Origin of the sequence: Bifidobacterium sp. M0404, assembly GCF_016101415.1 — a bacterium.
In the GTDB taxonomy this organism is placed as follows: domain Bacteria; phylum Actinomycetota; class Actinomycetes; order Actinomycetales; family Bifidobacteriaceae; genus Bombiscardovia; species Bombiscardovia polysaccharolytica.
Genome location: NZ_JACFQP010000002.1, coordinates 175,364 through 195,874 on the forward strand (window position 1 = coordinate 175,364; position 20,511 = coordinate 195,874).

Annotated in this window: 16 protein-coding genes; 14 read left to right on the top strand and 2 right to left on the bottom strand. The window is 60.5% G+C overall.

Annotation, left to right across the window (positions count from 1 at the left end; genetic code table 11):
- Positions 1–143 precede the first annotated feature (143 nt).
- From H3T93_RS04820 to H3T93_RS04835, 4 genes are all read left to right on the top strand, one after another.
- Complete coding sequence (locus H3T93_RS04820) at positions 144–1,520, top strand: extracellular solute-binding protein (RefSeq protein WP_232348683.1); 1,377 nt, start codon at positions 144–146, stop codon at positions 1,518–1,520.
- A 76-nt stretch (positions 1,521–1,596) separates the two neighbouring features.
- Positions 1,597–2,472 carry a carbohydrate ABC transporter permease gene (locus tag H3T93_RS04825; protein WP_110425917.1) on the top strand — a complete coding sequence of 292 codons (876 nt, stop codon included), beginning with the start codon at positions 1,597–1,599 and terminating at the stop codon, positions 2,470–2,472.
- On the top strand, positions 2,465–3,373 hold the full coding sequence (locus tag H3T93_RS04830; RefSeq protein ID WP_144177809.1) for a carbohydrate ABC transporter permease: 909 nt from the start codon (positions 2,465–2,467) through the stop codon (positions 3,371–3,373). The genes H3T93_RS04825 and H3T93_RS04830 overlap by 8 nt, the downstream gene beginning before the upstream one ends.
- 326 nt (positions 3,374–3,699) lie before the next feature.
- Entirely contained in the window at positions 3,700–6,714 is a 3,015-nt protein-coding gene (locus tag H3T93_RS04835) for an alpha-mannosidase (RefSeq protein WP_144177807.1), read from the top strand.
- A gap of 58 nt (positions 6,715–6,772) precedes the next feature.
- Here the strand turns inward: H3T93_RS04835 and H3T93_RS04840 are convergent, their stop codons facing one another.
- Positions 6,773–8,068, bottom strand: coding sequence for an ROK family transcriptional regulator (locus H3T93_RS04840; protein ID WP_186363940.1), 1,296 nt, complete (start codon positions 8,066–8,068; stop codon positions 6,773–6,775).
- Between the two features lie 456 nt (positions 8,069–8,524).
- Between H3T93_RS04840 and H3T93_RS04845 the strand changes: the two genes are divergently transcribed.
- The 9 genes from H3T93_RS04845 to H3T93_RS04885 all read left to right on the top strand — a co-directional run bounded on the left by H3T93_RS04845 (position 8,525) and on the right by H3T93_RS04885 (position 17,210).
- Complete coding sequence (locus tag H3T93_RS04845) at positions 8,525–9,262, top strand: ABC transporter ATP-binding protein (RefSeq protein WP_144177803.1); 738 nt, start codon at positions 8,525–8,527, stop codon at positions 9,260–9,262.
- Positions 9,263–9,315: 53 nt separating this feature from the next.
- Complete coding sequence (locus H3T93_RS04850) at positions 9,316–10,683, top strand: FtsX-like permease family protein (protein WP_198214741.1); 1,368 nt, start codon at positions 9,316–9,318, stop codon at positions 10,681–10,683.
- A 37-nt stretch (positions 10,684–10,720) separates the two neighbouring features.
- Positions 10,721–11,986 (top strand): sensor histidine kinase, encoded by a 1,266-nt coding sequence (locus tag H3T93_RS04855; RefSeq protein WP_144177801.1) that lies wholly within the window; start codon positions 10,721–10,723, stop codon positions 11,984–11,986.
- On the top strand, positions 11,979–12,653 hold the full coding sequence (locus tag H3T93_RS04860) for a response regulator (RefSeq protein ID WP_144177993.1): 675 nt from the start codon (positions 11,979–11,981) through the stop codon (positions 12,651–12,653). The genes H3T93_RS04855 and H3T93_RS04860 overlap by 8 nt, the downstream gene beginning before the upstream one ends.
- 149 nt (positions 12,654–12,802) lie before the next feature.
- Positions 12,803–13,381: a GNAT family N-acetyltransferase gene (locus tag H3T93_RS04865; protein WP_144177800.1), complete on the top strand. Its 579-nt coding sequence runs from the start codon at positions 12,803–12,805 to the stop codon at positions 13,379–13,381.
- A 74-nt stretch (positions 13,382–13,455) separates the two neighbouring features.
- The gene (locus tag H3T93_RS04870) at positions 13,456–14,019 is read left to right on the top strand and encodes a hypothetical protein (RefSeq protein WP_144177799.1); all 564 of its coding nucleotides are present in this window, start codon (positions 13,456–13,458) and stop codon (positions 14,017–14,019) included.
- Between the two features lie 49 nt (positions 14,020–14,068).
- Positions 14,069–15,391, top strand: coding sequence for a signal recognition particle-docking protein FtsY (gene ftsY / locus H3T93_RS04875; protein WP_186363938.1), 1,323 nt, complete (start codon positions 14,069–14,071; stop codon positions 15,389–15,391).
- A 197-nt stretch (positions 15,392–15,588) separates the two neighbouring features.
- On the top strand, positions 15,589–16,854 hold the full coding sequence (locus H3T93_RS04880; RefSeq protein ID WP_144177798.1) for an ammonium transporter: 1,266 nt from the start codon (positions 15,589–15,591) through the stop codon (positions 16,852–16,854).
- A 17-nt stretch (positions 16,855–16,871) separates the two neighbouring features.
- Positions 16,872–17,210 (top strand): P-II family nitrogen regulator, encoded by a 339-nt coding sequence (locus tag H3T93_RS04885; RefSeq protein WP_144177796.1) that lies wholly within the window; start codon positions 16,872–16,874, stop codon positions 17,208–17,210.
- Between the two features lie 152 nt (positions 17,211–17,362).
- On the opposite strand, the gene H3T93_RS04890 is transcribed toward H3T93_RS04885, so the two are convergent.
- On the bottom strand, positions 17,363–18,754 hold the full coding sequence (locus tag H3T93_RS04890; RefSeq protein ID WP_233439339.1) for an MATE family efflux transporter: 1,392 nt from the start codon (positions 18,752–18,754) through the stop codon (positions 17,363–17,365).
- 416 nt (positions 18,755–19,170) lie between these two features.
- Here H3T93_RS04890 and dnaB point away from each other — a divergent pair, with 416 nt between their 5' ends.
- A complete protein-coding gene (gene dnaB, locus H3T93_RS04895; protein ID WP_046323917.1) occupies positions 19,171–20,511 on the top strand; it encodes a replicative DNA helicase in 1,341 nt (446 codons plus the stop codon).

Below are 20,511 nucleotides of genomic sequence, written 5' to 3' on the forward strand. Positions count from 1 at the left end.
GTTGAGACTCACCCCTGACAGGGTGAGGGAGACTTGCAATCTCCAAATAAATCATTTAAATTGATTAAATCGGTCCTACCGAAGGATAAGAAGTCGAAGATGCCATATTCCAAGGTAGGGCCGTACAAGTGCGAAGGAGCAAGATGGGAAAGAAAATGAAGAAGTCGTTGGGTCTGACGGCCCTGGCAGTGGTTGTGTCGCTCTGTCTGTCCGCCTGTGGGGGGTCGTCCTCTTCCGCGGGGGGGGGTGACTCCATAAAAGTCCTCTATCAGAAGACTGATCAGTTCTCACAGTTTGACTCACAGGTAAAAAAGGCGAAGAAGATATTCGAAAAGGAGCACCCCGGCAAGAAGGTCGACCTGCAGCCTATTTCCGCACAGGAATCTGATTACAAGACCAAGCTCTCACTAGCACAGCGGTCACCGGAAACCGCGCCCGATGTCCTCGTCCAGGATTCCGACAGTCTGCAGGCCGATGCCGATGCTGGCTACCTCTACAACATCAAGCCTTTCGTGGACAAGTGGGAGGACTGGAACAAGAACTACATCGCGACAGCCAAGAAGATCGGCACAGGCCGTGACGGTGTCTACGGGGTCCCTGTCGATACGGACACCAGGGTTATCTGGTACAACAAGCACGTCTTCGACAAGGCGGGTATTCCTGTCCCCTGGCAGCCGCACACCTGGCAGGACCTGCTGGACACGGCGGCTACGATCAAGGCCAAGGTGCCGGGCGTGGTCCCCATGAACATGTTTGTTGGAACCTCCGTTGGCGAGGGGACTTCCATGCAGAGTTTCTACCAATTGCTCTACGGGACCAAGCAGAGGGACAAGGCCTTGATGGACGTCAAGACGGGGAAGTGGACCATCGGCTCACAGGGGTTCAAGGATTCGTTGAACTTCCTCAAGACCATATATGACAAGGGCTATGCCCCCACTCCGGCCCAGGCGCAGGATGTGAATATCGGCGGGACAATCAGCATGGATTGGCTTCCCAATGACAAGATCGGCTTTACCTTGGACGGCAGCTGGCTGCCCTCCACGTGGATTAAGGGCGGGCCTAAGGAGTGGCCGGATTACGAGAAGACTTTGGGGGCTGCCCTCTTCCCGAGCAAGACCGGTGCGAAACCGGAGTACGTCACCTCTTCAGGCGGGTGGACCCTGGCTGTTGGCGGCAAATCCAAGAAACCGGAGCTGGCTTTCGAGTTCATCAAGCTCCTAGGCAACAAGGATTTCTCGCTGGAGAAGGACATCAAGGAGGCCAAGATCGCGGTCAGGTCCGACGTGGCCAAGGATCCCAAGTATCTGGCCACCAACGCCTTCACGGAGATCACTACCAAGGCCCTGGATTACACCCATGTCCGCCCCAGCGTGAGCGAGTACCCCAAGGTTTCGGCTGAAATCCAGAAGGCCACGGAGCAGGTGGTGACCGGCGGAATGTCGGTAGACGAGGCCGCCAAAGCCTACGACCAAGCGGTAACAGGCATCGTCGGCCAGGACAAGGTTGCCACCAGGGAATAGGACCTGGTGATCGGTCGGGCGCGGCCTGCTTCCTGGCCCTGCGCCCGACCTCCCGTCCTGGAAAGGAAATGCCATAATGCATACTGCAAAACGGTACTGGACGGTCCTGCCCGCCATAGTCCTCATGGCCGTCTTCATGCTCGGTCCCATTATCTGGGCCTTCTACGGGTCACTGACCAATGTCTCCCTGAGTGGGCCCACCGCCACAGCGCCCGCCTTCGTCGGCATGAAGAATTATTCACACCTCTTCACCGATCCAAGTTTCCCCAGATCCGTATGGCTGACTGTGATTTTCGTCGTGGTCAGCGCCATAATCGCTCAAAACTTTCTGGGTCTAGCCTTGGCGGTTCTCCTACAGAGGGCCAACAAAATCGCCGGCAAGTTCGTCTCCACAGCCGTCGTGGCCGCATGGGTCATGCCCGAGATGGTTGCCGGGTTCGCCTGCTACGCCTTCTTCTCCAAAGAGGGTACCCTCAATCAGATCCTCTCCCTTTTTGGGGTTCATGGGTCGGAATGGCTCTACCTCTTTCCTATGTTCGCGGTCATATTGGCCAACATCTGGAGGGGTACGGCCTTTTCCATGATGAACTACCAGGCCGCCATCGGTGAGGTGGACCGATCCCTGACCGAGGCCGCCGTGGTTGACGGGGCCAACGCCTGGCAGGTCTTCATCCATATCACCGTTCCCGTTATCAAGCAGACCATAGTGACCAACCTCATGCTGATCACCCTGCAGACTATGTCTGCCTTCACTCTGATCTTCGTCATGACCTCCGGCGGGCCCGGGGACAAGAGCACCACACTGCCAGTCTTCGCCTACAAGGTGGCCTTCAAATTCGGAGACATCGGCTACGGGTGCGCCATCGCCGTGGTCATGCTCTTCATCGGTGCGATTTTCGGCATCGTCTATGTCAACGCTCTCAAGGACGAGAAAGGGGTAACCAATGAGTGAGGCAATCAGACAACCGGTTACAGGCCGACGCCCGGCCCGGACGGTCGGGCACAGGGGGAGGCTGAACACCCCCACCTCGCCCACCAGGCATGGCCTGTCCGCCTGTCTGTCCTACATAGCCATGGGAGTCGTCTTCGTGGCCTTCATCCTCCCCCTCCTCTGGCTCTTCTTCGCCGCCTTCGACGGGGAAGCCACCTTCCAGACCAAGATTCCCCGGCATTGGACTCTGAAGAACTTTGCGGCCATCATGACCAAGGACCAGACCTTCCTTCCCCTGTGGAACAGCTTCCTGATCTCGGCCGTGGTGACGGTGATCGTCCTGGCCTGCGCCGTTCTGTGCGCTTACCCCCTCTCCCGGTACCGGTCCAAGTTCAACAAGCCTTTCCTCTACACCATCCTCTTCGGCACCTGCCTGCCGATCACCTGTCTGATGGTCCCGGTCTACTCCCTCTTCGTCATGCTCCACCTCCTGGATTCAATGACGGGGACCATATTCTTCCTTGCGGCATCCTCCCTCCCCATGGCCATCTGGATGACCAAAAACTTCATGGACTCGGTCCCGGTCGAGTTGGAGGAGGCCGCCTGGGTGGATGGGGCCAGCATGCTTAAGTCCCTGCGACTGGTGGTGGTTCCGCTGATGAAGCCGGGGCTGGCGGCCGTCAGTATTTTCATACTGATGGGGACCTGGGGGAACTTCTTCGTCCCCTACATGCTCCTTCTGTCGCCCAACAAACAGCCGGCCTCAGTGACCATATACTCCTTCTTCGGCCAGCATGGGATGATCATCTATGGTCAGTTGGCTGCCTTTTCCCTGATCTACTCCCTCCCAGTGGTGATCATGTATGTCATCGCCAACCGCTTCCTGGGGACGTACTCCCTGGCCGGCGGTGTGAAGGGATGAAAAGACGGTTGCGCGGCGAGGACCGGCGCCGGGAGCGTGCCCTTCACGGCGGAATCCGTGAGGGCAGGGTGTCGTCATCGGTCGGCCGGGTAACCTCGTAGGGGGGCATGATGGGAAGTCATCCTCCCAGCCGTCTAACCGCAAGGAAGTAGACAAATTCACAACCACCAGGGAAAGATTTGTGATGATGGCAGAAAAAGGTGTGCGGAATGCGGTGCAGGCGGTGGCAACCGACAAAGAAGTAAACTAAACTAACTTTTGCACAGGTTGCAAAAGACAATGTACGTGCGGGGTCTTCTGGGACCCGCCAACGAGGAGGTTGAACATTGGGATTCACGCGTGAGGAAAAGGTCTTGTGGAGGCTGGACAGGCTTCTGGGCCAGCACCTGCAGAACGCCCTGTACCGTCACACCTGTCCTGTTTCAATCGAGTCCTGGGACGTCGCCGGCGAACCCGTCGACTTCCAGACGGCCAAGCAGGCCGAATACCGGCCTATGTCGGTCGGGGACCCGTGGGGAACGGCCTGGGACACCTGGTGGCTTCACGTGACCGGCCAGGTGCCGGCTGAGTGGGCCAACGAGGCGGATACCCGCCCCGAGCTGGTCGTCGATCTGGGCAGGGTCGGACTAGGTCCCGGCTTCCAGGCCGAAGGCCTGGTCCGTCGCCCGGACGGGACCGTGATCAAGGCCGTGGAGCCCTTCAACGGGTGGGTGCCGGTGCCCGAACCAGGCCAGCCCTGCGAGTTCTACATTGAGGCTGCATCTAACCCCCAGATCTCCAACGGTGGGTCCTTCCACCCGACCGAGCTGGGCAACGAGGGGGTGGGCAAGGAGCAGGGCATCTACCGTCTGCAGCGGCTGGAGCTGGGCCTGCTTGACCTCCAGGTCTGGAACCTGATCCAAGAACTCAAGGTCCTCGAGGGTCTCCTGCACGAGGTTGACCCCACGCGTACCCGCTATGCCAACATCCTGGATGCCATCGAGGCCGCACTCAACAGCATCGATCCCAATGATGTGGCAGGCACCGCGCGCCGTGCCCGCCAGTGCCTGGTGGATGTGCTCAGCGCACCCGCCACCAAGGGTCACACCGTCTATGCCGTAGGCCACGCGCATATCGACTCCGCCTGGCTCTGGCCCCTCAGAGAGACCCCGCGCAAGGTGGCCAGGACCTTCAGCAATGCGGTCGAGCTGGCCGATGAGTACCCAGACTTCATCTTTGCTGCCTCCTCGGCCCAGCAGTACCAGTGGCTCAAGGACAGCGAGCCCGATGTCTACGAGGGTGTCAGGCGCAAGATTCGCTCCGGCCAGTTCGTCCCCGTCGGGGGGATGTGGGTTGAGAGCGATGCCAACCTGCCAGGTGGCGAGTCACTGGTTCGCCAATTCCTCCAGGGCGGCCGCTTCTTCCAGGAGGAGTTCGGCGTCACCTCGCACGTCGCATGGCTGCCGGACAGTTTCGGCTATTCGGGTGCATTCCCGCAGATTGCCCGCCTGGCTGGCATGGACTACTTCCTGACCCAGAAGATTTCCTGGAACGACACAGACACTTTCCCCTTCCACTCCTTCATGTGGCAGGGGATCGACGGGACGGAGATATTCACTCATTTCCCGCCGGCAGACAAGTACAACTCCGATGCCTCCCCGGCCGACGTAGCCCGCTCCGAGAAGAACTTCACCGAGAAGGGGAAGGGGGCTTCCAGCCTGCTCCTCTACGGCTGGGGTGACGGCGGTGGCGGGCCCACCCGTGAGATGGTGGCGGCGACCGAGCTCCAGGAGAATCTGGAGGGTGGCCCCCGGGTTCTGATGACCTCGCCGGAGACCTTCTTCCGCCAGGCCAAGGAGGAGATGAAGGACCCGCCTCGTTGGGTGGGTGAACTCTACCTGGAGCTCCACCGTGGTACGGCCACCTCACAGGCGGCGACCAAGAGCGGGAACAAGCGTAGCGAGTCCCTTCTGCGGCAGGCCGAATGGTGGGCCAGCCAGGCTGCCATCCTCTGCGGAACTCCTTACCCCTACGAGGAGCTGCAGGAGATCTGGCGTAAGGTCCTCCTCTACCAGTTCCACGACATCCTTCCCGGATCGGCCATCGCCTGGGTCTATGCCGAGGTGCAGCGCTCCGACAGGAAGATTTGGGCCCAGCTGGAGGAGATCATCGACAGGTCCCTCAAGGCGCTTGCCGGCAGCGGCCCGGTCCAGCTGGAGGCCAACGCAGGGCCCCTGAGCCAGGAGGGTGTCCGCGCCGGTGCCGTGGCCGCACCCGACAGTACCGCCAGTGGTCAGGCACGCAGGGAGGGCGACGATACGGTTCTCGAAAACGACCGTGTCTCCTTCCGTATCGATGCCAGCGGTCATGTGGTCTCGGCGGTCGACAGGGCTTCCGGTCGTGAGGTGATTGACCCGGCTGTCCCGGCCAACGTCCTCCGCCTCTTCGTCGACGCTCCCGCCCACTGGGATGCTTGGGATATCGACAAGACCTACCAGGACATGGAACTGCCTGGTGCCCAAGTCGAGGGGACTGCTCTGACCGACCAGGGGACCGTGACCGTCTCTGGGACCATCGGCCAGTCAACCTTCAGCCAGGAGCTCAGCTTGGATGATGACACCGATGCTCTGGTGATTCGCACACATGTGGATTGGAAGGAAAGCGATAGGTTGCTCAAGCTCTCCTTCCCGACCAACCTCTACACCAAGGAGTCTGTCAACGAGATCCAGTTCGGTCATCTGACCAGGCCGGTCACCGAGAACACCTCCTGGGAGCAGGCCAGGTTCGAAGCCGCGGCCCAGCGGTGGGTTCACATTCAGGAGGGCGATTTCGGCGTCAGCCTGGCCAACTGCACCAACTATGGCCATGACATCCACCAGTTTGTCCTGCCGGATGGCAGGCCGGGCACACGCATCCAGATCTCCCTCCTGCGCGCCCCCCACTTCCCGGACCCCCGTGCCGACCTTGGAGAGCACGACTTCACAGTGGCCCTGGGTGTGGGTACCGACATCAGGCGGGCCATCCGGATGGGCTACAGGCTCAACGTCCCGGTCCGGCGGTTGACAGGTGCCCACCCGGTAGACCCCCTGGTCGAAGTGGACGGGCAGGATGTGCTGATCGAGAGCGTCAAGCTGGCCGAGGACAGGTCGGGCGATTTGGTCGTCCGTCTTTATGAATCCGCCGGTGCACGTTCCCGTGCTCGGCTGACCGCTGGCTTTGATTGGTCCAGCGTCGACGAAGTGGGCCTCATGGAGGTTCCCTGCGATGCTGTCCAGCCGGCCATACGGTCCAAGGGTGAGGACGGGATCGACCTTGAGCTCCATCCCTTCCAGATTGTGACCCTGCGGTTCCACAGGTCCTGAATCGAGTGAAAGGTGCCGTCCAGCAACCTGCCGGACGGCACCTTTCGCAATCCGCCTGTCAAATCGCCGAACGGTCCCTCCCGGACATCCCCGGGGCCGGGCCGGGTGTTAGATCGTGGTCCAATATGGCGCTGGCAGCTCCAATGGCGGCGATGTCGCCCCCCAAGGTGGTCGACAGGACCTTGAAGTTATGGACCTGCCTGAGGACGGACCGCCGCCTGAGTACCTGGGCCACTCTGTTCAGGTAGATGTCTTTCAGGAGGTGCCAGTAGGGACCCCCGAAGACCACTGTGTCCATATCCCACAGGTCGGTCAGGATTGTCACAGCCCTGCCGATTCGCCCTGCCGATTCCAGGAGGAGGTCTCGGCAGACCTCATCGCCTCCGTGGGCCCGTTGGCAGAGCGACTTGAAGGCCTCATCCAAGAAGGGGAGGTCAGCGGAATCGTTGAAGGCCCGCGGGTCCTGCACGTGGGTAGGAGCGGGGAAGAGGCCCTCCTTCTCAGCCTGTTTGACCAGGGAGCGTGGATCGCAGGTGACGGCTACGCACCCCCTTTGCCCACACCAGCAGGCAGGGCCCGAGGTGTCGACGACGATGTGTCCCATCTCTCCCACGTTGCCTGTCCTACCTTGGTAGACATGGCCATGCCTGACCGTCCCGAAAGCGATGCCCAGACCCATGTACATGAATAGGAAGTCCTGGCCGGTTTCCTCTCCCCTGCCCGCCCAGGTCTGGCCATGGCAGGCAGCGGTCACGTCTTTCTCCATGAAGACGGGTAGACCCGTGCTTAATTCCAGGTCGTGGGCCAGTCGGACGTTGCGCCAGCCGGAGAGGTTGGGTGGGTCGAGCACGGTCCCCCGCCTTGCATCGACTGGGCCGGGGATGGCTATGCCGATTCCTCCCATCCTCTTTCCGGGGATTCCGTTGCGTCCAAGCAGAAGAGAGACCGTCGAGGCCAGTGCTGCTATGGCCTGTGCAGAGTCGTCAGGCAGGTTGGGCAGGTCTCTGTCGATGATATGGCCGGCCAGATTGATCAGAATGACGGTGGTCTTGGCCGGTTCCAGATGGATTCCCACGGCATAGCGGCCATCGGGATTCAATCTGATTGCCGTGCGGGGCTTCCCCCTGCCCACCGTCACCGTTCCCTCCTCTTGGACCAGTCCACTGTCAATCAACTTGCGGACCATGTTGGTCACCGTCTGGCTGGTCAGGCCGGTCAGGTGGGACACCTCCACCCGACTGATCTGTCCGGCTTTTCGGATGGTATCGAGAACCACACTGCGGTTGTAATCGCCGACGGCGGTAAGGTTGGTCCCTTGCAGGAAGGGGGATTCTGACTGTTTGGAAAGGGACATTCTTGCCTCATTGATCGATGGTTTCCGCATCCCTGGTCCGAGCAAGTGCGGATGGATGGCCCTTTCGGCATCGGGGAGGGTTTCTTGTATGTCATTGATTTTATTGGCATGAAGCGACGTGGATGGGTAAGCAGGGCGGGCGTACCGGGCCAGGACCGTGTTGGGAGGGTAGGGGCTGATGGCCCCGGCCCGGCTGATTCGACTGATGAAGTCCTCCCCGTTTTACGCAGTGGCCGGTCTCTGTCTTGTCGTCTGTAGATGGCGAAGTGGCGGCCGACGTTGATTCCCCCTACGCGGCTTGGAAGAATCATCACTGCGGGGCGGTCCGATTGCCCTCGCAAGTGTGCTGAGGGAGGGAGCTCCGATGAAACAACCGGCTCAATACGCACCACAGGATGTACAGAGCGTCACAGGCCCACGTTGGCATTCATCCGTTCGCAAGCATTGGATGCTGCCATGAAACATACTGTCGATCCTTCCGGCCAGGGCGAGCACTTCCCCATCCATGCATCCGGTCTGTGCAGGCAGGTTTCGCCCAGGAAGGGGGAGAACATCACCCTCCTGGATAATGTGGAGTTCACCGCCTCTTGGAGAGTCATGACCGGAATCGTAGGGCCATCGGGTAGCGGCAAATCAACCTTGCTCTACTGTCTGGCTGGTCTCGAACCAGTCAATTCCGGCAAGGTTGAGGTCCTGGGTCATTGCATTTCTGCCATGGGGCCTGCAGCGTCGGCACGGTTCCGGCGTGCGCACCTGGGCTTTGTTTTCCAGTCTTATAATTTGGTGCCTTCGATGAGTGTGGAGGACAACCTCAAACTGCCCTTCATCCTGCGTAAGACCCGCTGGCCGGAGGACCAGGCGCTCAAGCTGCTAGACAGACTCGGTATCAGGGAGCTGCTCAAAGCCAACGTGACTCTCCTGTCAGGGGGCGAGCAACAGCGTGTGGCCCTGGCCCGTGCGCTGATTTCGGATCCCGAAATCATCTTCGCTGATGAGCCTACGGGCGCCCTTGACCAGGGGACCGGAGATGCGGTCGTCAATGAGCTCGTTGCCTTCGCCAATCGGCTGGGCCACGCAGTAATCATGGTCACCCACAGTCCGGAAGTCGCCTCCCGCTGCAACACACTGGTGCATCTCCGTGACGGTCGCATATCAACAGACGACAAGGTTCCCATGCTGAAAGCGAGCATCTGATGCGACTTCTACTACGAGATTTCAAAGATGCCCCCTTGGCTTGGTCTGGCGTCATGCTCGTGCTGATTGCCACGCAGACCATGGTCGGCCTGCTTGCCATGATGCTCTCTTCGGCTAGGGGCTTGGGCGACCTCCCCGGCATGGCTGAGCAAGGCCGCACCGCCTACCAAAATTTGATGATCCCCTTTGCGGCTCTTCTCATTGCCGCAGTGCTGATCGTTCTGCAAGTCGTTTCGTCGGTGATCAACCAGCGGCGACGCAACCTCGCGCTTCTGGCTTTGCAAGGCGCTACACCCTGGCAGCTGACCTCGCTGACCTGTTTGCGCGTGTTCATCTTGGCGCTCGCGGCCAGCGTGGTCTCGCTGGTGGCTTCTTTTCCGCTGGTCCGCCCCCTCTATGCCTGGGAGACTTCGCAGTTCCTGATTGGCAGGCAGCCTTTCATCGCTGGCTACCAGCTGGCTTCCTGGGCAGTAGGAACCACATGCGGAGTATTGGTGGCCTTGATCGGCACGCTGCTGACCATCCGAACCATCAGTAGGATCAGTCCCGTGGAATCACTGCGGGCCGCAATCAGCCCTCCAAAAGCAGCGGGTCTGGTTCGTCGTATCGCCGCTATTTTGTGTTTGTTGGCAGCATCGACAGTCATGCTGATGCCGATTATGCAAGCGCGGACCATCCCTGATGAGCAACTGGTCCGTTTGCACACCGCTGCACCCATCCTGCCCATCGCCATGGGCAGCACTTTCGGCTTCGTGCTCATGCTGGCCGCAATTTGCCTGGCAGGTCCTTCCCTGCTGGGCACGGTCACCAGCGGCTGGACCAGGCTCGTCGCTCTTCACAACCCCTCATGGCTGATCGCTTGCCGGCAAGCCAGCGCCCGCATGCGTAGCCTCAGCTCCACGGTCATACCGCTGGTCGTGGGGGTTTCATTGCTGATGATGACCGATTCCTTCTACCAGACCAGCGCCGATTCCAGTCATCTGCTGCCTCCCAACCTGGATGTCAGCAGCTCCGACTTCTCCATGCTCATTACGCTTCTGGGTCCCGCGCTGGTCGTCACGCTGGCTGGAGTATGCGCCGGATACCTGATCTCAGCACACGGTCGAAGCCTGGATCTGTCCCTCATCTCGATTGCTGGCGCAGACCCGAATCAACTTGAAATCATGTCCGCCCTTGAAGGGTTCATCATGGCAACCACCGCCGTGCTGATATCCTTCACCTCCAGCATCCTGCCGGTCATTGCTTACGCTGCCGGATTTCGCAAGGTCTTCGGGGCTGCCAGCATCGGCATGCCTTGGATCCACTGGGCGCTGGTCTTCCTGCTTCTGACTTTGGCGGCATCACTGGCTTCGTGGATCACGGTGCGCAAATCAGCAGGTCGTTCCCCTGCCTGTGTGATAGCACAGTACACTGGCGAATGAACCTGGGCATCCTCGGCATACGGCGTGAGGGGGCGCGATGAAGGGCATGGCAACCTACCTATTCGAGCTGTTGAGCAATCAACGCTTGACCAGATTTGTCGCGCCTCTGCTGAGCCTGGTCTACACGCTCCTCTATGTCAGCGCCCCCATGTTTCCTCCAGTCTGGGCCGAGAACATTCCCTTGCCCGTTTGGAAGACGGTCATCGGCCTGATCGGATTCCTGTGTTCCTGCCTGCTGTATTGGAGCAGGCAGCTTCCCCTGCTCATCACGATCATGGAGACCCTGATATACATCGGTCTGTCATTTGCCACTTCGGACGATAGCTTCCTGATACCACTGGTAGGCGCCCTCTATTTCTGCGTCTGTTTATCACCGGTACCCAAGATTGCGGCAGGCGTGGGTGAGGCAGTCGCGGCCGTCAGTCTGGTCACCGTCAGCATGCATGCCGGGCACATGCTCTTTCTGGAATGGTCGGCCAGGATGGCTGTCATCATGGCTGTCGTAGCCGCTGCCATAGCTGTCAGGTCCTACCGGATTCGACGCGAGACGCAGCAGCGTGAGGAGCAGGAGCGCATCCGCTCTGAGATGCTTGCCAGGCAAAGGAATCAGGCCATATCACGTGCCCAGGTGGCAGGGGAGCTGCACGATAGCGTGGGCCATGACCTTACCACAATCATTGCCCTGACCCAGGGATTCGCTGACTCGGTTGAGGTAGAGGAGCTGCAAGAGGTGCTTAAGGACATCAATCAGGTGGCCAGGGATGGGTTGGCCGACACCCGACAAGCCGTCCGTACCCTTGTCCAAGAGCATGAGGCGCTACCTGAAGAGTCCGATGATGATGGGCACAGCTATGGTTCCAGGCTGCACACGCTCGACGAACTCGACACCGTAATCGCCCATGCCCGCGCGGCTGGTCTGGCTGTCGTGTCTACCGAAACAGGGCATCAGCGGCACGATCCCAGACAGGACAACCTTTGCTTCATCATCAGCAGGGAGGCAATCACCAACACGCTCCGGCACGCTTCAGACCCGAGCACCATCGTCATCTCCCGCGACTATGAGCAGGAAGGCACCATCCGTATCAGCATTCACGATGATGGGCACGGGAATGAGCATGGGCAAGTCTTGGGCGATCAGCAACCGGACATTCATGATCATCAAGGAGTGGGCCTCAAACAGATTGGCGAGCAATGCCGACTGATGGGAGGGAGCCTGAGTTGCGGACCGAGCGAGAACGGGGGATGGACTGTAGAAGCCGTCCTGCCTGGCACCAGCGAGAAAGAGGGCAATGCCGATGATTGACCTGATGCTGGTCGACGACCTTGCGCTCCTCCGCAAGGGGTTGGTGCGCATGATCGAGGCCGACCACGATTTACAGGTCGTCAGACAAGCCTCCAACGGTCAGGAGGCAGTGACCATGCTTCGGGAGATGAAAGCAGCCGCGCAGCCACTTCCTCGGGTGATCCTTATGGACGTTCGGATGCCGGTGATGGACGGCATCAGCGCCACTGCGGTCATTGCCAAGGAGTTCCCCGACATTCGCACGCTGATCCTGACCACCTATGACGAAGACGATTACGCCTTCACCGGTCTGCATGCAGGCGCCTATGGCTTTCTGCTCAAGGATGTATCCACCAGAGACCTGCACCGAGCCATTCACGCAGTGGCTGATGGGGACGCAGTGCTTACCCCCCGTATCACAGCAGAGCTCATCAAACGCGACAGAGCCTATGCTCGGCATAAGGTCAGTGATCCGCAGGCCAGGCAGCAGCTGGATAAGTTGACCCCCAGGGAGTACGAGATAGCCGGGCTCATCGCTCAAGGGCTATCCAATCAGGAAATAGCCCAGCGCCTCACTCTCGAAATTACCTCTGTCCGGCGTTACGTAAGTCGCATACTCGACAAGACCGGCCTGCGAGACCGTACACAAATCGTCATCACATGGTTTAAGACCGGAATGTCTGACTGACGATTCATGACCAGCCGTTCCAGGCACTGGAAGGAAAAAAGCAGAAAGAACGATGGATCTTCAGTTCCGTTGGATGCTGTTTAAGTAAGCTGAAGCACAAAGCACAAAGCACAAAGGGGTGGCCAAGCATTCGACAGAGGAGGGGAACTATGGGAATCCGTCTGGTGAGGATGGATCACCCGGGGGCGGTAAATGCCGAAGCGATCTGGGAATATCTGCAGTCCTGTCGTGCTCGGCCTGAGGATGAAGCGGCCGGGCTCGGCCCCCTGGAGGACTGCCGCAGCCTGGATGAGGTTCGTCAGTCAGGCCTGCCGGAGGTGGCTCGTCAGGCGCGCGGCGATGATCTGCCGTCGGGGTTTGTGCCTGCCCTGCAGTTCGCCGCTATGGACCCCAGCGGCAAACTGGTGGGGATGATTCAGTTGAGGCTGCAGCTTACAGAGGCGCTTCTACGCTCGGGCGGCAACATCGGCTATTCAGTTCGCCCTGATTGTCGTCGGCGGGGTTATGCCGGGCTGATGCTGGATGATTGCCTGCGACGGGCGGCCGCTCTTGGCATGAGCCGGGTCCTGATCACCTGCTCCCCGTCGAATCTGGCCAGCCGCCGTACCATCCTCTCGCGTGGTGGGCAACTGGAGAATGTGCTCCTCAGCAGCTTTGGTCAGCCAGTAGAACGATATTGGATTGATTTGCATGCCGAAGCGAGCCGACCAAAGAACGCGTCCGCGTGAACCAGTGTGAAAGAGACCAATAGATTCCTCGTGTCGTAGCGCGTCTGCGGGGTTCTTCTGAGAGAATGGCATGTATGGTCTGGCTGATTGTCCTGGTATGGGTGCTGGTGGTGGTGGCATTCGTTGTATTTGTCATGCGCTTGGCGCTTGGCGAGTCCCAGGACCGTGCCTTCTCCCAGTCTCTCGATGAGCGTGTGCGCCGGGCTGCACGCCGTCAGCAGGAGCGAGAGAACAAGCTGCCGCGGATAGCAGGAGGGCACCTGTCGTTCTCCCCTGGCTCGGGCGAGGACGCATCAACCGCTGAAGACGGCGAACATCCCTATCCGGTCTATGTCAATTCCTCCTCTGTGGTAGAGGTTCGGGGTCTGCTGGCCTCCGATTCCACGGACGAGATAAATCTGCCCCCGCCACCGAGCAGCGATTCCACATCGTCGGTCAGCCCGAGACAAAAGAAGAATGCCGTGCCGTCAGTTTCTGCGACCTCTGGGCCTCCAGCTCCCAGGAACTCCGCCCCACGATCATCCAGCCCCGAGCCTTCGCGTCCACAGCGGAGGGAGCCTCAGACCACCACCTCCGACGTCATGCCTGCAGTCAAGAGCGGTTCGCAGACGGAAAAGAGCCACCCAGGCGGAAAGTGACCGCTGGCGATAACCGTCCGTGTCCCTTTTCGCCCTTAGGCTGGTACCTATGACAACACAGCAGCTCCTTATTCTTATCGCGGTGTTGATCGTCCTGGTGCTGGCGGTGGTCGGTATTCTGGTGGCGGTCCGCAAACGCCGGTCCCAGGGGGATTCCACCCGTCCCGGCAGGACGGAAGAGCCTGGTGATGGCCGCTCTTCTTTGCCTCCGGAGTCGGCGACCTCTGCAGAAAATAGCCAAGCTGAAGGCCGACCTGATGCCTCCCCAGCAGCTTCGTCGGGTGACCGGGCAGTCCACTCTGCCTCGCCTGTATCGGATGTGTCCCCCAATTTGGACGCACCTAAAGGTTCTGCAGGCTCAGTCGCTTCAGAGGCATCCAGTCAATCGTCCTCAGCCGATCAAGCAGCACCGTCGGCACAGGAGGAGCTGGCTCACCCGGAGGCATCCGCATCCCGTATGACCAGGCTCAAGGCCAGGCTGGCCAAGAGCCCCAACCCCTTCGGCAAGGCCCTCTTTGCCATTCTGACCAAGGATCATCTGAGCGAGTCCGACTGGGAGGATGTGGAAGACACCCTACTCATGGCGGATGTGGGCGCTGAGGCCAGCGAACAGCTGGTGAAGCAGTTGCGCGACGATGCCCGGATCACCGGGCAGAAGGACCCAGCAGCAGTGCGGCGTGGCCTTCGTCAACGCCTGATCGATCTGGTCGACCCCAACATGGACCGAACTCTGGCGGCTGCCCGACCCCAGGCCAACAGGCCATCGGTCATCATCATGGTGGGCGTCAATGGTACGGGCAAGACCACCACCGCGGGCAAGCTGGCCAGACTCTTCGTGGCCGATGGCAAGTCGGTGGTTATGGGTGCTGCCGACACTTTCCGTGCCGCCGCCGCTGACCAGTTGGAGACCTGGGGCGGCAAGGTGGGCGTGCCCGTGGTCCGTAGCGACCGCGACGGTGCCGACCCAGCCTCGGTGGCCTTCGAAGCCGCGGAACGGGCCAAAAACGAACATGCAGATGTTCTCATCGTGGACACAGCCGGACGCCTGCAGAACAAGGCCAACCTGATGGATCAGCTGGGCAAGATCCGGCGGGTGATCGAGAAGAACCTGCCCGTAGACGAGGTTCTGCTGGTCCTGGATGCCACCACCGGGCAGAACGGGATGATCCAGGCCCAGGTCTTCGCCCAGGCCATTGGGGTCACAGGCATTGTCCTGACCAAGCTGGACGGCTCGGCCAAGGGCGGCATCGTCGTTTCTGTCCAGCGGGAGCTGGGCGTGCCTGTCAAGCTGGTCGGGCTGGGCGAGGGTCCCGACGATCTGGCTGTCTTCGATCCCGAATCCTTTGTCGACGGCATTCTGGGAGACGAGTAGTCCGGCCAGTCGGTCGGCTAGTCGGTCATAAGGTGGTCATCCAATAGTCACCCGCAGGTAATGCGGCGGTGACCTGACCGTCATCCGCTTCCTGTTTGATGAATCGGGAAGTGGAAGAGATTCTGACGTAGGCTGTCCGGAGGGAAGTCCTCTTTATTGGGACTGCTCGCTCGGATGGGGAAAAGAGAGGTGTAGGCATGGATTCTGGAAATGCTGCCTGGATGCTGGTAGCGGCATCCATGGTTTTCCTGATGACTCCGGCGGTGGCTTTCTTCTATGGGGGTATGGTCCGCGCCAAGGCTGTGCTCAACATGATGATGATGTCCACGCTGGCCATTGCCGTGACTGGGATCATTTGGGCCCTCTGGGGATGGTCGATTTCCTTTGCAGGCAAGGATATCGGCGGCGTCTTCGGCGACCCCATCACCGGCTTCCTGCTCAAGGACACGGTCACAGCCAAGAATGGGGTCTTCACCTCGCTTGATTCCGCAAACGCTGCCTACCCGCACACGGTGGACATCGCCTTCCAGGCCGCCTTCGCCATGATCTGCGTGGCCCTGATCTCGGGAGCCCTTGCAGAGCGAGTCAGAATCAGCACCTGGATGATCTTCGTGGCCCTCTGGATCACCTTGGATTACGCGCCCATGGCCCACATGGTCTGGAATCACGGACTGCTGGCTGCCGATGGACCCATCTCCAACGCCATCGGAGCTCAGGCGCACGACTTCGCAGGCGGTACGGTCATCCACATCAACGCGGCAGTAGCAGCCCTGATCATTGTGCTCATCATCGGCAGGCGAATCGGCTTCCCCAAGGAATCCATGCGTCCCCACAACGTGCCCATGGTCATGCTGGGCGCCTTCCTGCTCTGGTTCGGCTGGTTCGGCTTCAATGCGGGGTCTGCCTTCGCTGCCAATGGCACAGCCGGATATGCCTGGGTTTCCACGACCATAGCCGCCAGCGGCGCCACCCTGGGCTGGCTCTTTACTGAACGGGTCCGCACCGGGCATTACACCGCCATGGGTGCAGCATCCGGCATGGTCGCCGGCCTGGTGGCCATCACTCCAGCGGCCGACGTGGTTTCCCCGCTCTGGGCCATGGTCATCGGCCTCCTGGCTGGTTTCGTCTGCTGCCTGGCCTGTGGGCTCAAGTTCCGTTTCGCCTATGACGACTCCTTGGATGTGGTAGGCATCCACGGTGTGGGTGGTCTCTTGGGCACTCTGCTGATAGGCTTCTTTGGTACCGGCACGGGCTTCCTGGCCGGCGGCAATTTCCGGCAGCTGCTGGTTCAGTTCCTGGTGGCGCTGATTGCGATCATCTACGCGGCTGCAGTAACTGGCGTGATTGCCTTTGCGCTGGAGAAGACCATTGGTTGGCGGGTCAGCAAGGATCAGGAGGTCATCGGCGTCGATCAGAGCGATCAGGGTGAGAGCGCCTACGACTTCGGGTCTATTCTGAACTGATCAGAAAGGAAGGCAGCATGAAACTCATTACCGCCATCATTCAGCCCGGACGGCTGGATCAGGTTAAACAGGCCCTGACCGAGGTCGGCGTGCACGGCATGACCGTCTCGTCAGCCCAAGGCTATGGTCGGCAGGGCGGCCATAAGGAGGTCTACCGGGGCAGCACTGTCAAGGTGGACCTGGTTCCCAAGGTGCGTCTGGAGGTGCTGACTGAGGATCGCCGGGTCGACGAGCTGGTCAACGCTATCGTCCAGGCCGCCGCCACCAACACTGTGGGCGACGGCAAGGTCTGGGTGCAGACCCTGGACTCGGTGGTCAGGGTCCGTACCGGGGAGACCGGCGTCGACGCCATCTGAGGCAGCTACCTGCTGCCGTCTGTATGGTCGTTTTCCTGTGCTGACCAGTTTTGCAGGATCTCGTCGCTGTGGCCAATTTCATGGTCTGGCTATCGGGATCCTGCTTTTTCTATGTCTGGGATTTCCTTGTCTGAGTCGTTGAGAATGGCTCTTCACGCTTGGCTGGTCTGGTCGATCGTCCCCATCCAGACATCGGTGCGCGTTCTCAAGCCATTGCAGATGGCCCTGACGCCGATGAAGAGGACATTGAGAACGGCCCAGAGCATGGCTATCCGCCAGGTGGGTGTCCAGTTTATGGCCAGAGCCGTCATGCCCAGCAGTCCGATTACATAGATCACGGCTGTCAGGGAGCAGGTGGCTGCCAGATAGCGATAATCCCCGGCTCCGATCAGGATTCCGTCCAAGGCCCACATCCATCCAGCGACGGGCATGAAGACCCCTTGGACGATCATGCCCACGGTGATCAAAGACCTGATGGCCGGCGTTGGGCTGAACAACGGAGCAGCGAAGAGGCCCAAAGCGATCATGATCAGCCCGACCAGCACTCCCATGGCCATGCCGGCCTTGGCTGACATGTCGGTCATGACCCGCGCTCGCGCCCGCTGTCTGGCGCCCAGCTCGGTGGCCACCAGTGACTGACCGGCGATGCCCACGGCATCCAGCATGTTCAGTCCGAAGTTCCAGGCCGAGTTGACCCCTTGGTAGGCTGCCAATACCTGCTCGCCCAGGTGGGCTGCAGCCACCACGGTCATGAACAGGCAGATCCGCAGGGCCAGGGTTCGCAGGAAGAGCGGGAAACCGTCACCCATGCTGGCCGCCATGCCTGAGAGTCGGGGCCGCAGCTGGGCGCCTTCCTGACGGGCCCAGACCAGGGCGGGGATGGTCAAAAAGAGCCCCATGGCCCACTCGGCAATCAGCGTGGCCAGGCCTGAGCCCAGAATGTCCATGTGCAGGCCGAAGACCAGAAGGACCTCCAAGGCGGTGTTGAGGATGGCGCCTGATACAGCGGCCACCAGGGTGATCTTTACCTTTTGCAGTCCCCGGAAGATGCCGTTGGCCGCATAGACCATAAGCATGGCCGGAAGACCGAAGACCAGGGCACTCAGGTAGGTCTGCGCTGCCTGCAGGACCGGCCCGCGGGCTCCCATCAGGCTGCAGATGGGCCGGCTCAGAGCCAGGAGCAGGGCGCAGACGACCAGGCCGATGACGAAGGCCAGCCACATGCCGTCCACGCCGGCCTGCATGCCCTCCCTACGCCGGCCTGCACCCATGAGTCGGGCTACCTGGGAGGTGGTCCCGTAGGCCAGGAAGATGCAGAGCCCCACGGTGGTCAGCACCACAGTGGATCCGACGGAGAGCCCGGCCAGGGCCGAGTCGCTGATGTGGCCCACGATGGCGGTGTCGATCATGACGAAGAGCGGGGAGGCGATCAGCTGGCCGAAGGTGGGTATGGCCAGTCCGGCAATGGTCCGGTAGGTCGTCCGCCGCTCTTCCGGCGTGATTGATGTGGTCTTGGTTTCGGAGATGTTCCTGTGGCTGCGCATGGACGCCATGCTAATGCTCTGGACTGAAGACACAATCCAGGAAAGCCAGTCCGTGGACGCCCTGTCGTGGATGCCGTATCACCAAACAGCCTTGAGTGCAAGCCGGATTGATGATGTGGCAGGCTGTCCCCAAGTTTTGCACAGAGTTATACCCATGAGGTGGATAAGTTGCACACATGTCCTCTAGGACACGCCTTGAATGTGGATAACTTATTTTTCTGTACACATGCATGAGCAGCCTTGTACCCCGTCCAGCACGGTCGGCGCGTCCTAGTGAATGCCTTGGGTGAAATCCGTTTCTTAGGGCTGTCAAGGACGGTCCTCTTCGTAGAATCGTGGCTATGGCTTCCGACGACTACACCGACTACACCCATCCCGAACAGCGTCCCGCCGATCATGCCCAGACCGGCCGTGACATGCTTTTCGACCGGGTGCCCCCGCATGACGACGATGCGGAGATGGCCGTGCTGGGCGGCATGCTCATGAGCAAGGATGCCATCGGCGAGGTCAGCCAGATGATCGAAATATCCGACTTCTACCAGCCCAAGCACCAGACCATCTACGAGGCCATCGTCACACTCTTCTCGGCCTCCCAGCCGGTGGATGCGGTCCTGGTGGCCAATGAGCTGCTCAAATCCGGCGACCTGGAGAAGGTGGGCGGCACCGATTATCTGCACTCCCTGGTGGCCTCGGTCCCGACAGCCGCCAACGCCACCTACTATGCCGAAATCGTCCACCAGCGGGCCATCCTGCGCAATGTGATCGCGGCTGGCACCAAGATCGCCCAGCTGGGCTACTCGGCCGAGGGCTCCCAGGCCGAGGACATCGTCAATCTGGCCCAGGCTGAGGTCTACGAGATGAGCGTGGGCAGGGTCCGCCAGGATTACGAGGCCATCGGGCCGGTCGTCCATGACACCCTGGACCAGCTGGACAAGCTGCAGAACGGCGAAATGGAGCGGGGCGTGCCCACCGGCTTCAAGAGCATCGACGATGTGACCCAGGGCCTGCAGCCTGGGCAGATGATCGTGGTGGCCGGCCGCCCGGCCATGGGCAAGTCCACCCTGGGCATTGACTTTGCCCGCGCCGCAGCCCTCCACAACAACATGACCACAGTGGTTTTCTCTCTGGAGATGAGCAAGACTGAGCTGGCCCAGCGCATCATTTCGGCCGAAACCGATATCCCCTTGGTGGCCCTGCGCCGGGCGGACGACATCACCCCTGAGCGCTGGAACACGCTGAACACCTTCTGGAGCAGACTCCAGGACGCCCCGCTCTTCCTGGACGATTCGCCCAACATGAGCCTGATGGAGATCCGCGCCAAGTGCCGCCGGCTCAAGCAGACCAACGACCTGAAGCTGGTGGTCATCGACTACCTGCAGCTGATGACCTCGGGCAAGCGGGTCGAATCCCGCCAGCAGGAGGTCTCCGACTTCTCACGCGCCCTGAAGCTGCTGGCCAAGGAGCTGGAGGTTCCGGTGGTGGCGCTGAGCCAGCTCAACCGCGGTCCCGAGATGCGCAACGACAAGAAACCCATGCTCTCCGACCTGCGCGAGTCCGGCTCCATCGAGCAGGATGCCGACGTGGTCTTCCTGGTCCACCGGCCGGACTTCTACGACAAGGAGGACCGTCCGGGCGAAGCCGACATCATTCTGGCCAAGCACCGCAACGGCCCCACCGATACCTTCAAGCTGGCCTTCCTGGGCGAGAAGTCCAAGTTCAAGGACATGCCCCAGGACTATCAGCAGGGAGGGGTCTGA

What these genes read in the sequence shown, in the direction of transcription:
- H3T93_RS04820 (WP_232348683.1), top strand. Translation starts at nt 144, where the DNA reads ATGGGAAAGAAAATGAAGAAGTCGTTGGGTCTGACGGCCCTGGCAGTG.
- H3T93_RS04825 (WP_110425917.1), top strand. Translation starts at nt 1,597, where the DNA reads ATGCATACTGCAAAACGGTACTGGACGGTCCTGCCCGCCATAGTCCTC.
- H3T93_RS04830 (WP_144177809.1), top strand. Translation starts at nt 2,465, where the DNA reads ATGAGTGAGGCAATCAGACAACCGGTTACAGGCCGACGCCCGGCCCGG.
- H3T93_RS04840 (WP_186363940.1), bottom strand. Translation starts at nt 8,068, where the DNA reads ATGTCCCTTTCCAAACAGTCAGAATCCCCCTTCCTGCAAGGGACCAAC.
- H3T93_RS04845 (WP_144177803.1), top strand. Translation starts at nt 8,525, where the DNA reads ATGAAACATACTGTCGATCCTTCCGGCCAGGGCGAGCACTTCCCCATC.
- H3T93_RS04850 (WP_198214741.1), top strand. Translation starts at nt 9,316, where the DNA reads ATGCTCGTGCTGATTGCCACGCAGACCATGGTCGGCCTGCTTGCCATG.
- H3T93_RS04855 (WP_144177801.1), top strand. Translation starts at nt 10,721, where the DNA reads ATGAAGGGCATGGCAACCTACCTATTCGAGCTGTTGAGCAATCAACGC.
- H3T93_RS04860 (WP_144177993.1), top strand. Translation starts at nt 11,979, where the DNA reads ATGATTGACCTGATGCTGGTCGACGACCTTGCGCTCCTCCGCAAGGGG.
- H3T93_RS04865 (WP_144177800.1), top strand. Translation starts at nt 12,803, where the DNA reads ATGGGAATCCGTCTGGTGAGGATGGATCACCCGGGGGCGGTAAATGCC.
- H3T93_RS04870 (WP_144177799.1), top strand. Translation starts at nt 13,456, where the DNA reads ATGGTCTGGCTGATTGTCCTGGTATGGGTGCTGGTGGTGGTGGCATTC.
- ftsY (WP_186363938.1), top strand. Translation starts at nt 14,069, where the DNA reads ATGACAACACAGCAGCTCCTTATTCTTATCGCGGTGTTGATCGTCCTG.
- H3T93_RS04880 (WP_144177798.1), top strand. Translation starts at nt 15,589, where the DNA reads ATGGATTCTGGAAATGCTGCCTGGATGCTGGTAGCGGCATCCATGGTT.
- H3T93_RS04885 (WP_144177796.1), top strand. Translation starts at nt 16,872, where the DNA reads ATGAAACTCATTACCGCCATCATTCAGCCCGGACGGCTGGATCAGGTT.
- H3T93_RS04890 (WP_233439339.1), bottom strand. Translation starts at nt 18,754, where the DNA reads ATGCGCAGCCACAGGAACATCTCCGAAACCAAGACCACATCAATCACG.
- dnaB (WP_046323917.1), top strand. Translation starts at nt 19,171, where the DNA reads ATGCTTTTCGACCGGGTGCCCCCGCATGACGACGATGCGGAGATGGCC.